This window comes from Bacteroidota bacterium, assembly GCA_016718825.1.
GTDB lineage: Bacteria > Bacteroidota > Bacteroidia > J057 > JADKCL01 > JADKCL01.
Map to the genome: position 1 here is coordinate 19,510 of JADKCL010000033.1, position 13,454 is coordinate 32,963.

The 13,454-nt window shown below is 52.1% G+C and carries 7 protein-coding genes and 1 pseudogene; 4 read left to right on the forward strand and 4 right to left on the reverse strand.

The features are described from left to right. Positions 1-482: 482 nt before the first annotated feature. From IPN95_24280 to IPN95_24290, 3 genes and pseudogenes are all read right to left on the reverse strand, one after another. Positions 483-2,075: pseudogene (locus tag IPN95_24280) on the reverse strand (transferase). Positions 2,076-2,231: 156 nt separating this feature from the next. Continuing rightward, on the reverse strand, positions 2,232-3,044 hold the full coding sequence (locus IPN95_24285; protein ID MBK9452485.1) for a crotonase/enoyl-CoA hydratase family protein: 813 nt from the start codon (positions 3,042-3,044) through the stop codon (positions 2,232-2,234). A 49-nt stretch (positions 3,045-3,093) separates the two neighbouring features. Further along, positions 3,094-5,052 carry a tetratricopeptide repeat-containing sensor histidine kinase gene (locus IPN95_24290; GenBank protein MBK9452486.1) on the reverse strand — a complete coding sequence of 653 codons (1,959 nt, stop codon included), beginning with the start codon at positions 5,050-5,052 and terminating at the stop codon, positions 3,094-3,096. A gap of 808 nt (positions 5,053-5,860) precedes the next feature. Here IPN95_24290 and IPN95_24295 point away from each other — a divergent pair. Continuing rightward, positions 5,861-8,779, forward strand: coding sequence for a phosphoenolpyruvate synthase (locus tag IPN95_24295; protein ID MBK9452487.1), 2,919 nt, complete (start codon positions 5,861-5,863; stop codon positions 8,777-8,779). 1 nt (position 8,780) lies between these two features. Continuing rightward, a complete protein-coding gene (locus IPN95_24300; GenBank protein MBK9452488.1) occupies positions 8,781-10,052 on the forward strand; it encodes a serine hydrolase in 1,272 nt (423 codons plus the stop codon). Positions 10,053-10,589: 537 nt separating this feature from the next. On the opposite strand, the gene IPN95_24305 is transcribed toward IPN95_24300, so the two are convergent. Beyond that, positions 10,590-11,384: a hypothetical protein gene (locus tag IPN95_24305; protein MBK9452489.1), complete on the reverse strand. Its 795-nt coding sequence runs from the start codon at positions 11,382-11,384 to the stop codon at positions 10,590-10,592. 812 nt (positions 11,385-12,196) lie between these two features. Here IPN95_24305 and IPN95_24310 point away from each other — a divergent pair. After that, positions 12,197-12,352 carry a hypothetical protein gene (locus tag IPN95_24310; protein ID MBK9452490.1) on the forward strand — a complete coding sequence of 52 codons (156 nt, stop codon included), beginning with the start codon at positions 12,197-12,199 and terminating at the stop codon, positions 12,350-12,352. Further along, positions 12,336-13,139 (forward strand): transposase, encoded by an 804-nt coding sequence (locus tag IPN95_24315; protein ID MBK9452491.1) that lies wholly within the window; start codon positions 12,336-12,338, stop codon positions 13,137-13,139. The genes IPN95_24310 and IPN95_24315 overlap by 17 nt, the downstream gene beginning before the upstream one ends. Positions 13,140-13,454: the final 315 nt, after the last annotated feature.

The window sequence follows — 13,454 nt, forward strand, 5'->3', positions numbered from 1 at the left end:
TGCCATATGCCATTGCGGAGGCAGCAAAGTAGAATATCCGACTAATCAGCAAGAACATAGAGCAATTCAAAATTCTAATTAACCTCAGTTCTAGATTGACATTCTGCACATTTTATCAAGGAAAAAATCATACATAATTGATATTCAACGGCCCTGTGTAGGGACAGGTCGCGACCTGTCCCTACACAGGGCAACAAAACGCTGGCTACCACGCAAATTCATCAGAATGATTGGCGATGACATCTAATTGCATTGATTATCAATGTCTTTGGAATCAGCTAATCCGGAACTGAGGTTAATTACTCCAACAACTCAGCAATACGAAAGAAAAACCGATTTTTACACTCTCCACGCTCCACAACTCAGCACAACGCTGATCAAAGTGGATTGCTACGAACTTACAGATGCTTCGCTTCGCTCAGCATGACGAGGGGGCTACGCTCAGCATGACCATGAAAACTCTGCTCTCTGCCCTCAAAAACTCAGTCCCGCCGAACCGCCACCATCAACATATGCGTCTCCGGAAATGCCATTTCCACCAATCCCTCGCCCGTTTCCTCGTACAAAGCGACCGTTCCTTTGTAGCGGTTGTTGATCAGCCATTGATTGGGGTAGGCATGTGAGGCCGGATCGATTTGGAAGCCGGCATTTTCCAGTTCTTGGCGCCATTCTGCGAAGTTCCAGTAGCAAAACCGCTCGTGCATTTCGCTGTGCCAATTGTCGGCATAGTCTTTTTTGGAGATGAATTCCATGGCATCGCCCAAGGTCATTTTGGCGAGACGTTTCCCGTCCTTTTCTTCCCATTCGAAGTGGATGCCGTCTCCTTCCGTTGCTCTGAATTCCCTGACGAAGCGCAAAAATCTACCGTAAGTCGACGTGGCGCGAAGGATTTCCTTGCTCTGTGGGTGGCCAAGCAGGTTTTCGCCGGTGTCGGGTTGGCCATCTTGGTCGTGCAGCCACAGCAAGACGAGTTTGTCCTTGTCCGCCGGACCGACCACATCGCGATTGATCCATACGCCGCCGGGTACCAATTCGGCATAGCGGTTTTGGATGAAGCGCAGGAGGTCTTCGCGGCCACCGTAGGATTCGATTTCGTGGGTGAGCGAACCGGTATGGACGGTATTCATGGAATTCGCTTCGAAGCAAAGGCCTTCCACGGCATTCTTCTGGGCAAAAAACACGAAGGGATTGGCGAATTCCTTGTTTTCCTTGCGCTGAAGGCAGATTTGGTACAAGGCCCGGGCGATTTCGATGCCGACAAAGTCGGATTCGCGCAAGCGCTCGTCCTTGCAGCCCAGCAAAATCCACGAACCCACGGCGCAGCCGATGTCGCCGATCCTGCCCGGTCGGATATGCGGCGCGGTTTCCTTGAATTTCAAGTCCGCAATTTCATCCATTTGCCGAACGTAACTGCCATAATCGCGCGTTTCGGTCAGGTCGCCGTCGCCGCCGATCATGTCGTCAGAATAGAGACGCTTCACCTTTTCGCCGATGCCGTAGGTTTTCCAGATCAGGAACGAACTCGTGCATCGGATCGACTATTTCAAGTTTACGCGCCAATCGCCCTTGTCGGCCGCCACAGCTTCGACGATTTGCCAAGGGGATAACGCCCTCAAATCCTGCACGGTGCCCGGAACCAATTCGATGGGCAAGATCTTGAATCCGAGGGCGGCATAGCTGTGGCGAACAGGGGAGGAGCAGGCGACGATACAGTTTTGGGGCGTCAAGTTGAGTTGGCCTTCGCTTTCGTGTTTGATCTTTTTAAGGGTGTATTCAGCGAAGTTGGCGAGGTTGCCGACGTCGTCAATCCCAAAAACGAAGGAAGGCACCGGCAATTCCTGCGAAAAATCCAGCAAGGCCATGGCCCGCAAGTAAAACGGGGTCGGATTGCGGCGGGTATTGCTGTGATTCGCCGAAGTCACCGCCCAAACCACGCCCGTAACCGGCTCCCTGACAGATAGAATGTTGCCATCCGCGTCCGGTTCGCCCACAAGGCCATTCACCGCAATGCGATTCAAATAGTTGAATTGATATTTGGTCAAACAATGATGGCGGCCGGGAATGAGAAGGAACATCTAAGTGAAAAGTGAAAAAGTGAAAAAATAGTTAGCAGTGAGAAAGTAGCAGTTAGCAGTGCGATTGGCGCTGAAAGCGACATTCAAAAACTGCTAACTGCTAACTGCTAACTGCTAACTGCTAACTGCTAACTGCTAACTGCTAACTGCTAACTGCTAACTGCGAAAGCTCGGCGTCTTCTTCATCACCGCGGCCATTCCGGCGGCGCTGAGGTCCTCGGAGAGGATCATGGCAGCGTTCCAGAGCGCGATGTGGTTGAGGCCTTCCGTGACGCTGTGGTCGCGGGCATGGAGCAACACCTGCTTGGTACCGCGAATCGACAGCGGGGATTTGCTGGCAATCTGCGCAGCGATTTGCCGAACGGTTTCGAGCATGGCCTCCTTCGTTTCGAAGCTGCGGTTGACGAGCCCGATCTTTTCTGCCTCTGTAGCACCAACATTGCGTCCCGTGTAAGCGAGTTCATTGACGAGTCCCGGCGAAATCAGTTTGGGGAGACGCTGCAGCGTGCCGAGGTCGGCGACCATGCCCAAATCGATTTCCTTGATGCAGAAGTATGCGTCGGCCGCGCAGTAGCGCATGTCGCAAGCAACCGCGAGGTCGAGCGCGCCCCCGATACATCCGCCGTGGATGGCCGCCAAAACCGGCTTGCGGCATTCTTCGACGGCATTCATCGGAGCCTGCAACTGCTTCACGAGGTCGATAATCTTCTCACGTTTGCGGCCGTCGCAGCTTTCGGCGGTTTTGTCGCCGATGCTGAGCAACAGCTCGAGGTCAATGCCGGCGCTGAAGTGTTTGCCATTGCCCGAAAGGATGATCACGCGCACCGCATCGTTGCGGTCCAGTTCGGCAAATGCCGTCTGTATTTCGCGGAAGCCCGTCTCCGTAAAGGCATTGGCCTTGTCGGGACGGTTGAGCGTGACCTCGGCGACATGGTCGGCGATGGTGATTTGGAGGAATTCGTACTGCATTCTTTTAGGATCAGCCTCCAAGATAAGCAGCTTCCGACTCCTGAAAAAATCAACGGAAAGTCAGGACAATTTCGGTGACCATCTTCGCACCGGACTTGTCGAGGGAGATTACGCCGGCTTGGGCATTCGAATCGCTTTTTAATTCGGCTACGGCATTCATTTTGGTGGCAATTTCCTTGACAAGATACAGGCCCAAACCGGCGCCTTTGGACGCATTGTTGCCCCGGTAAAACATCTCCCAAACCTTGGCCTGTTGATCGGCCGCGATGCCAATGCCGTCATCTTCAACTTTCAAGATCCATTTGGGTCCGTCTTTTTTTGCGGAGACCACAACAGTCCCTTTTGCATCCTTCCTCCGAAAATCAATGGCATTCTGCACCAGCTGCCGCAAGGCTGTTTTAAGCAAAATCGGATCCGCCTGAATGCCATTCGCTTGATCAAAATCCGTGGAAAGGGTGATTTGGTCAAAGCCAGGCCTTTGCGACACTTGCGTCAGGACTTCGTCCCAAAGCTTTTGCCAGTCAATGATTTGCGGTTGTGGAGCCCGGTCATCGACTTCGACCTTGTCGATCAGTTGCTGCAAAACGCCATCGAGCTGTCTTGCTTTGTCCCCGATCAATCCGACGTAGGATTTCTGTTCTTCAGCGGATTGCGCCACATTGACCAAGCCGTGGATGCTTGTCAGCGGACCCTTCAAGTCGTGCGAGCTTCGGTAAATAAAGGTGCTCAGCGTTTTGCTTGCACGTTCTTTCTCCGCGACTTCAGCTTTGAGCTTTTCATTGGTCGCCTGCAATTCGGTGGTACGTTGGGCGACTTTTTGTTCGAGGATGGCATTCACCTGCTTTTTTTCGCGGTACCTTCTGGAAACGACGAATCCGAATCCGCCCAAAAGCAAGATTCCCAAGCCCATCGACCAATTCACGATGCGCTGCCGTTTCAGTTGGGCGTCCTTTTGGAGGATGGTTGTTTCCTGTTCGAATGCATCCTCCCGTTCCTGCTGTTCCACACGGTAGGCAAGTTCCATGGCCGCACTTTCCCCGACAAGCTGTTGTTTATGAAGCGTATCGTATTCTGCAAAAGCGATTTCGCCCCATTTGACGGCCTTTTCAAATTGGCCTTGTTTTTTGAAATGGCTACGCAGGTTATCTGCCGAGATCGATTTGACATAGTGGTATTTGGCGGAATCGGCCGTAGCAAAGGCGAGCAGGAGATAATATTCGGCACTGTCGGGCTTGCCTTGAAGCAGAAAGGTCTCCCCAATGTTGTGCATGTCGCGGCTCATTTCCTGTTTGAGTCCCATTTGCCGGTGCAAAACCAGCGCCTCCATGTTGATGCTCCGAGCCAGATCATATTGTTTCAAGCGTCCGTAGGCATTCCCCAAATTTCCGAGGTAGATGGCCTGATCGTAAGGAGTGCCGCCATTGGCCAGGCTGTCCAAGGCAAGTTGATAATAGCGCAAGGACTCCTTGGGATTGTTGAGAGCATCATACAGGTTGCCAAGACCGTTGTAAATTCCCGAAATCCCCTTGAAATAGCCGATTCGTTGCCGAATCGCCAATGCCATTTCCTGTTCTTTGCGGGATTGCACATAGTCACCCTTGTTGAGGTAAATGATGGCAATGTTACTGTGCATGTTGGAAATCCATTTCTCATCCTTGGCTTGCTCAAATAGTTTCAGCGCCTTCAGGTAGTGAATCATCGCCTTGTCGTTCAAACCGGAATTTTTGTAGCAATTGGCCAGCAGGTTGTTTGCTTTTGCTGCGCGCACCGTATCCTGCAATGAATCAGCGAGTTGGATGCACGCTTTCGAATGTTTCAGTCCTTCGCCGCCCGGGTCCGTGTAGACAAAATTCGCTGCTAACTTGTATTCGGTGTCAAAATAGGAAGTGTCCCTGAGCTGGGCTGTGGCAAGTGCCTGCGTGAGACTGTCCACCACGCGCGGATCTTGGGCTTGCAAAACGTTCACCAGCAGCGAAAAAAGGAAGAAAAATGTGAACCTTGACTTCATACAAACATTCGGGTTGCAACCGTCAAACGAGAGTTTCTCCTGACTTGGATGCCAAAGGTGGGAAATCTTCACAAAAAAACAGGGGGCCCTATTGTCGCATCAGAGCATTTTCTTGATTGAATCAGCTGAATGACAATGTGGTTTTTGAATATGCTTATTCGGACCTACCAGTGAAAATTTTCACAAAAAAAAAAAGTCCCCTTTATTTAAGGGGGCAACCCCCCAGGAGGCGGGGCCCGGGCAAACCCCCCCCCCAAAAAAAGGGGAACCCCCCCCCCCCCCCCAACCCCGACCCAGGGAAGGGAAAACCCCCCCCCCCCCCCGAAGAAAACAAACACCCCAAACCCCCCCCCAAAACCCCCCCCCCGGCCGAGAACCCAAGAAAAAAAAGAAGAAAAAAAAGGACCCAAAGGGACCCCGCCCCCCCGGGCCCCCGGCGGGGAGGGGCGGGGGGCCCCGCCCCGGCCGGGGCCCCGGGGGGGGGGGCCGGCGGGGCCCCGGGGGGGGGGGTTGCCCCCCCCCCCGGTTTCGGCCCTTTGTTTTTTTTTTCCTGGTTGTTTAAAAGCTGATTCGAAAGCGTGGCAGTCATTCGTGTTGACGGTTAGGCCCTCCGGGCCATCAAAGCATCACTTGCAAGCATCCCGACAAGCATATTCCAAGATTCCACCGCCTATGTCTGGAAACATGGTTCATCGATAGCGAGATGCGCTCAAGACATTGAAATGGGGCCAAAAAACCATTCACCTGTTTCCCGCAAATTCCCATGCTTTTTTGTACTTTCGCAACCGTATTGAATGCCGAATTTTAGATGATCAAAAGCACCAGATTCTATTTTCTCTTTTTGTTCCTTTTTGTCGCATTTGCCACGGTTTCCGCACAACCCAAGGACAATGAGGCCATCAAAAAGATGATCGCAGCCTACAAGCTGGACATGCGCGGGCCTTACAAGGACATCCGTTGGTACTGTGCCGACGGGAGTTATGCCGAACCCAAAGTAGGATGCGCCGAGCAAAACAAAAACAACCTGCAGCGGGCACGGTACAAAGATGAGGTAGAGGCCTTGGCCAAAACCAACCACGTGTACCTCGGGCAAATCCTCGCCAAAACCGGCAAGGTAGAGTTCTGGGATGCCGATTTCAGACAATCCCGCCTCAAACAATATCAAATTGAGCGCTTTTTGATGAATGCCGACGATGGCTGGGTCAACCGCCGCGGACAATACTATAGAGGTGCAACCCAAGCCGAGGACGAAGAAGCCTGGGGGATCGCATTCTTCGAATGGTTGCTCGCCAAGGACGATGTGGTGAAGCAGAATTTTTTCCTCCTTCGTCAGGCAGCAAAAGACATTCCCCACCAAGGTGACGACAGCAAAACCCAGAACATCCGGGCCGTTTCCCGCGTTTTGGGCGACGAATACGGCCCCTTCATGGACATTCGCATCAAGATTCACAATCAGCCCGAGGCCACCGACATCGCCTTGGTGCGCGATTTCCAAGCCAAGCACCGCGCCAAATTGAGCGCAGGCCAAAATGCACAGTTCGCCACATTGCTCAAGGACATGGAAACCGTGTTTGCCCCGGTTCAATTGACTTCCTTGGAAAAGTATCTGGCAAAAATGCCCGCCGAATCCCCTTTGCGCAAGACCATTGCGGACTTCATAGTAGCCCAAGGCAAGACCGAAGCCGGCGCAGCGCGCGCCACCGCATTCTCCGAAATGATGTGGAAAATCCGCATCGAACTGCTCAACGAGACCAAACCACGGGCACGCTTGGCCCTGCTCGACCTCTCCAACCAACTTGAAAGCATCCTCTTCCGCGAAGCCGCAGCTTGGGAAACCAAAACCGTGCGCGAGGAACTTGAAAAGGTCTATGCACTCAGTTGGGCAGCTGCAGCGGGCGGCTTCCTCGAACGGTGGGAGTGGGAGGGAACCGAATTTTTGATCCGTCCGCCCAAAAAAGAGGGGATTTCCCTCGGCGAATTGAACCGCTACGCAGACGTCTCCCGCAGCCATGTTGAATGGGCGACGGGCATGGGACGCGGTGTGTACAATGAAACGATGAATTTGGTGGGCGGATTTGAGCCACTCGCCTTTGGATTTTTGGACGACCGCATCCGGGGCTCGGTGCTGCTGCATTTGGGAATGAGTGTCGGTAAATTGGGTGATTTTGTTGCCCGCGAAGCGAAATTCAGCAATCAGGTGATGGATATCCCCGAACAGAGCCGCATGCGTGGCGTGAATCCGGGCTATGCCAAGGGACAGTTGGTCGTCGCCATGGGCGATGAAAACGAAGTCGTCGTGACCAACGATAAAATTTATGCATTCAACCGTCCGCCAGCTGATTTGAAGCCATTGGCAGGAATCATGACCGTGACCGAAGGCAATATCGTTTCCCACGTGCAATTGCTCGCCCGCAACCTTGGGATTCCCAACGCCGTGTTGAGCCTTCAAAATCTGGAAGCATTGCAGAAATACGACGGTCAAATGGTGTTTTTCGCTGTTTCCAACGAAGGCACGGTGATCATGAAGCATGTGGACAAAATGACCGAAGAGGAGAAAAAGCTATTCGAAGTCAAGAAACGCAAAGAAGAGCGAATCACTGTTCCTGTGGAGCGCATCAACTTGCTTCAAACCAAAGTGGTCAATCTCAGCGAACTGCGTGCAGGCGATTCAGGCAAACTTTGTGGTCCAAAAGCAGCCAATCTTGGGCAGCTCAAAAACATGTTCCCGGATCATGTTGTCGATGGTTTTGTGATTCCATTCGGCATTTTCAGGGCCCACTTGGATCAGAAAATGAACGGCAAAACGGAAACTTACTGGGAATTTGTCAACCGCATCTTTGATACGGCGAGCGCCATGCGGGACACCGGAAAGTCGGAAGGAGAAATCGAAACCTATACCTTGGATGGTTTGGCCAAATTGCGGGAGCAAATCATGCAAATGCCGCTGCTACCTGAGTTTGTCCAGGACATGAAGGATTGTTTCAAGGAAGTCCTCCATGCTGAAATGGGCAAAATTCCGGTCTTTTTACGCAGCGACACCAATATGGAAGACCTCAAGGACTTCACGGGTGCGGGTTTGAACAAAACGATTTTTAATGCTGTCGAGGTCGACAAGATTTTGATGGGAATCCGCGAAGTTTGGGCATCGCCCTATACCGAGCGCAGCTACAAATGGCGCCAAAAATACCTGAATGACCCTGAGAATGTATTCCCGTCAATTTTGGTAATTCCAAGTGTTGATGTCGAATATTCAGGGGTGATGGTGACCAAGGGCATTCAAAACGACAATCCGGAGGACATCACCATCGCATTCAGTCGCGGAGCAGGTGGCGCAGTGGATGGTCAGGCTGCCGAATCGTTTTTGCTGCGCGCCAATGGTGGCACGACCTTGATTTCGCCGGCAAGAGAGCCCTATTGCAATACCTTGCCCGTCACCGGCGGTACGGGAAAGCAGATGCTGACCTTCGAGCGCCCTGTGTTGAAGACCAAAAATCTGAAGGCCTTGCGCGAAATGGCAGCACAGATCAAAGCCAAAATGGCCACCGCTGAAAACGTCGAAAGCAAAGGTCCTTGGGACATCGAACTCGGCTTCAAGGAAGACAAAATATGGCTGTTCCAGGTTCGACCCTTCGTGGAGAACAAAAATGCCTTGGCCAACGACTACCTCCGCAGCATCACCCCGGTGATGCCCGATTCCAAATTGATTCCCCTCAATGCGACCTTTTAAGATGAAAGCGACCAAAACCCTACTGTTTTTCTTGGCCTTCACATTGGTCACTGGTTTTATCCAGACTTCGTCGGCCTACCCGATCGATGGCTACAAGTATTCTGGCATCAGGCGGCTTGCGCGCGTGCAAGACATCGTTGACGGATTGCTTCCCAAGGAAAAAGCCCTGCTGAAAGGGCAGATGAAGTCGATCAACGACATCAAACTCAATCTGCTCGGCCCAAAAGGCGACAGTTTGGTGGCCCTGCCACCTGTTGATTCTGCCCTGCAAAAAGCGATCAATGCCTTGTTTGGTGGCCTTTCTTCGGCGTACTCGATTGCGGTGTTGGATATTTCACCGGGCCGCCCGATCCGCTACGCGCAGCGCAAGGAATTGGCAGGCTATCAGCCGGGTTCCGTAGGCAAGTTGGCGGTGATTGCCGGTCTTTTCTGCGAATTGAAGGAGATTTATCCGGAATCTTATGAAAAGCGCCTCGAATTGATCAAAACCAAAGTGGTCCGCGGTGGCCAATGGGCCATGTCAGATGAGCATACCGTGCCCATTTACAATCCGACGACCAAAAAATTCCTGAAGCGCACCGTCATTCCAAGCGACACCTTTTCCGTGTTGGAATGGGCCGACCATATGATTTCGGTAAGCAACAATGGTGCTGCTGCCGTGGTATGGCGTGAAGCGATGTTGATGCGGGTTTTTGGTAAGGATTATCCGACCTTGACGGAGGCACAGGCCACGGAGTATTTCAGCAAGACCCCTAAAAGTCAACTGACGGATATCGCCATCGGCGTCGTCAACGATCCGCTGCAAAGTTTGGGCATCAGCCGCGATGAATGGCGTTTGGGGACCCTCTTCACGCGCGGTGCAGGCAGCTACGTTCCTGCGCGGGGCGGAAGTACAGGTACCCCATTCGGTCTGATGAAATACCTCGTCGCCATGGAACGCGGCAAAATCGTCGATCCGGAATCGAGTCTGGAAATCAAGCGGCTCATGTACAGCACGGATCGTCGCATTCGCTACGCCTCCTCCAAGGATCTTGCCAATGCGGCGGTCTATTTCAAGTCGGGCAGCCTTTATAAATGCAAACCCGAGGAGGGATTCTCCTGCGGAAAATACAAAGGCAACGTCGACAATTACATGAACTCCGTCGCCATCGTCGAGCATGGCGACAGCTTGGTGTACATGGTCGCGCTCATGTCCAACGTCCTGCGTAAAAACTCCGGTACTGATCACATGATCCTGGCTGGGAGGATTGAAAAGGTGATCCGGGGGCTTTGAGGAAAATGCTTATCGGGATGATTGCCAGCAAGCCCGTTACCACGTTTTCGATTCCAAAATGGCACGAAGGGCATGAATTTCCTTAGATGCATAACGGGAACTTGGCAAGTGAATCCGTGACCATGTTTTCGATTTGTAATGGCCCGGAGGGCCATCCAAAGCAAAAATGAGACTGCTATTGGTAAAGGTTCAGACAGGCATATTTTATTATTAAAAGCATTTGTGCTCCTCTACTTGGCCTGTTGGGCTTGCAACGATTTTTGGTACGGAAGACAATGCCATCAACCTCTCGATGAACACCCTTGATTCAAATGGAGTGTTGAACGGAAGCGGAAGCGTAACGCTGACGAGGCAATAACCTGAAGTTCCGAAGTTGGATGTGAGTGGGTTTTAAGTTCTTCCCGTTTTTGCGCCTAACCCATCACTTTCAACGCCAAGCCGCGCCACAAGATGGATGCTCGTGATGCTGAAAGCGAACTTTTCAATTGCGTTAAATGCAGCCTAGTCAATTGATTGCATTCCCTGCTTCGGATTTCCTTACAATTCGTCTCCTTTTTCTCCGTCAAGCCAACGCGACATCATCACGTGTTCTGAAGGGGATTGATGATCGCCACCTGCCAACACGTCCAAAAACCTGTCCCAGAGATTTTTCTTCTTGCTGAATTCCTTCTTGAAATTGCGCAGTGCTGCGAGGTAGTCTTTTTCATATTGATCCGCTTCGGCCAAACTGAAGTTCTCCGGAATATGCTCGACCATAATTTGCGTCACTTGATCGAGTTCCTCAGGCGAAAACCGTTCGATCATTTTTAGCTCAATACGACAGGCATGTCCATAAGCAACGATCAGGGGAAGAACCTTTGCTTCAAAATTGCAGATGTTTTGCTTCCAATTCAATTGGGAATCGGGAGGCAAAATTTCTTGTCCCATTGCCTCCAAACGCGCGTAGGCGGCTCTGAGATTGTTCAATTGCAGTTCAAATGTCTGCCACAAGGCGGAAGAATCTGAGCGTTCTCGTTGCGCGGTTTTTTGCTTCAGCGTTGTCAAAACGACGTTGACGGCTACGACGGCTGCATTAAAATCCTTCAAGGCATCCTGCCATTTCCACAACTGCGTTGCATCGCAATTGGCTTCCCCCAATACCAAGGATTGGACGTTCAGCTTGTCAGTTTCGCTTTCGATCTCAATGATTTCGGAGTAATGCTGTTCTAAAATCGAATTAAAATTGCGCAGCGACAAAATTGCCTTCAGTTCGGGATTCTGATGAATATTCCCCACGTTGTTGATTGTCGACAACACTTTTTCATTGGTAGCTTCTGTTTTAATCGTTTCCATTCTTGACTCCGAATTTCTGTTTTAACTTTTTCAAATCTGACTTTTCCAGACAAGAATCGCATTACAGAAATACGCCTTCCCGTTGCATATCTCACAGCATTCACTTCACAGCAACGGCCTGTACCATTGCCGAATTGATAGGCAAGCGATTCGGTAGGCTCGGCATCATGGTGATGGAATGCGTTTACAATCATTTCCAAGCCTATGCTTGCCTTCTTTGCCGAATTGTGAGCGTCACGAAGTCTAAATTGCTTCGCGCTTGCAACCTGTGAAGCGTTGGAATCGATCGAAGGGATTGGAGGATGACAACAAATTCAAGCCCTACGGGCATGCCCCACACTATACTTTACCGGGGATTGGATTATTCTAAATGCTTGTCGGGAACTTTGCCAGTAGCAATCTGATTTGTGCTTTGGATGGCCCGGAGGGCCTAATTCTACTTTGTTAAGTTCCATAATGACCAATTTGTGTGCACTAAAGTATCTGAGAGTGAGCAGATTGTGAGTATCTATGTGCATAAGTGAACGCCTGATTTGCTTGCGAATGGTAGCCAATTTCACGAACTTGTTCCTCAGGATAGTACCCGAAGCGAGAGTGTTGTAAAATTTTAAAACACTCTCAGTCAAGGGGTTAAAATGTCAAAACGACTATGAGTACAGGAGAAAACACTTTCGGCCCCTCAAGGCCGGTTTGGATGGGCACCTGAACCGTTCCGCGAGAGCCTTTGCTCGTACGCATGACACGTCCGACTGGCCGCCGATTATATCGAGGGCCTGATCAAGGCCGAACGCGGCAAGCGAAACATGGAGAGGATGGCCGAGGAATTACCCAACCCAAATTATCAGGCGACCCAGCAATTCGTCACCGACTCGCCATGGGATTCCTTTGCGGTGTTCAAGCTGATCGGCCAGCAGGCATCGCAAATCCTGAACGAGATGGCGGGAAGACACGATGCTGCTGATCGATGAGACGGGCTTCCTGAAGAAGGGTGACGCATCGGTGGGTGTTTCCCGCCAATATTCGGGTACTGCGGGCAAGGTGGACAACTGTCAGGTCGCTGTCTTTGCATCGCTTGTCAATGCCCTCGGCGAAGCCTGCCTGATCGACACGCGGCTTTATCTGCCCAAGGTTTGGGCAGACGACGAAGCGGTGCATCCAGGCAGGAATCCCCGGGTGGCACCGGATGTGCATGACCAAGCCGCAGTTGGCGCTGGAGATGATTTGCGAGGCCAAGGCGCGGGCGTAGAGTTCGGGTGCATCGGCGGGGACGGCCTCTACGGGGACAATTCGGAGCTTTGCATGGCAATTGCAGAGATCGGGGAGACCTTCCTGTTCGACGTGCACTCCGACCAGCTCATTTGGCTTGCGCGCCCTGAGTCCCGCCAGGCAGGGGCCATGCGGGTTGACGCGTATGCGGCTTCGCTCGCCCAGGGCAATGGATCGAGGTGTTCGTGCGTGACACCGCCAAGGGGCCGCTCAGGGCGTGGGCGCATGCCACGACCGCTTGGATATGGCCTCCAGACGCCGTGGAGCCATTCCAATGGACACTCATATTGCGCAATACGCCGGGCGAGGACGCCATCAAATATGCCCTCACAAATGCTCCGGAGGGCACGCTCACACTCCAGCGAATGGTCTTCATGCAAGCCCAGCGCTATTGGATCGAGCGGTGTTTCCAAGACGCCAAAAGCGAGATGGGGTTGGCCGATTACCAGGTCCGCAAGTGGCAGGCATGGTACCACCACATGGCCTTAGTCGTGATGGGCATGCTCTTCTTGCTCAAGGAGCGCATCTTTTTCCAGCGCGAACACCCACTGCTGAGCATGCGCGACCTCAGGCTGCTGATGCAAGCATTGCTCGATGATAATCATGGATTATTCGAACGTCGGTACGAGCAGATGGAGCAAAGGCACAAACAAAGACAAAAGGATATCGACCGACGGCGAAGGCTGAGAACCTAATGTCACAAAGTAGAACTAAACAACAATAGCCGTGGACGCCGTGTGCCGCGAAGCGGTGAAGTCCATGGTTGATGGCCCCACCACCTGGTTCCTCCGCCAGCCCCGCCCA

Excerpts from the sequence above, each read along its gene's own strand:
- IPN95_24285 (MBK9452485.1), bottom strand. The coding sequence starts at position 3,044 with ATGCAGTACGAATTCCTCCAAATCACCATCGCCGACCATGTCGCCGAG.
- IPN95_24290 (MBK9452486.1), bottom strand. The coding sequence starts at position 5,052 with ATGAAGTCAAGGTTCACATTTTTCTTCCTTTTTTCGCTGCTGGTGAAC.
- IPN95_24295 (MBK9452487.1), top strand. The coding sequence starts at position 5,861 with ATGATCAAAAGCACCAGATTCTATTTTCTCTTTTTGTTCCTTTTTGTC.
- IPN95_24300 (MBK9452488.1), top strand. The coding sequence starts at position 8,781 with ATGAAAGCGACCAAAACCCTACTGTTTTTCTTGGCCTTCACATTGGTC.
- IPN95_24305 (MBK9452489.1), bottom strand. The coding sequence starts at position 11,384 with ATGGAAACGATTAAAACAGAAGCTACCAATGAAAAAGTGTTGTCGACA.
- IPN95_24310 (MBK9452490.1), top strand. The coding sequence starts at position 12,197 with ATGGCCGAGGAATTACCCAACCCAAATTATCAGGCGACCCAGCAATTC.
- IPN95_24315 (MBK9452491.1), top strand. The coding sequence starts at position 12,336 with ATGCTGCTGATCGATGAGACGGGCTTCCTGAAGAAGGGTGACGCATCG.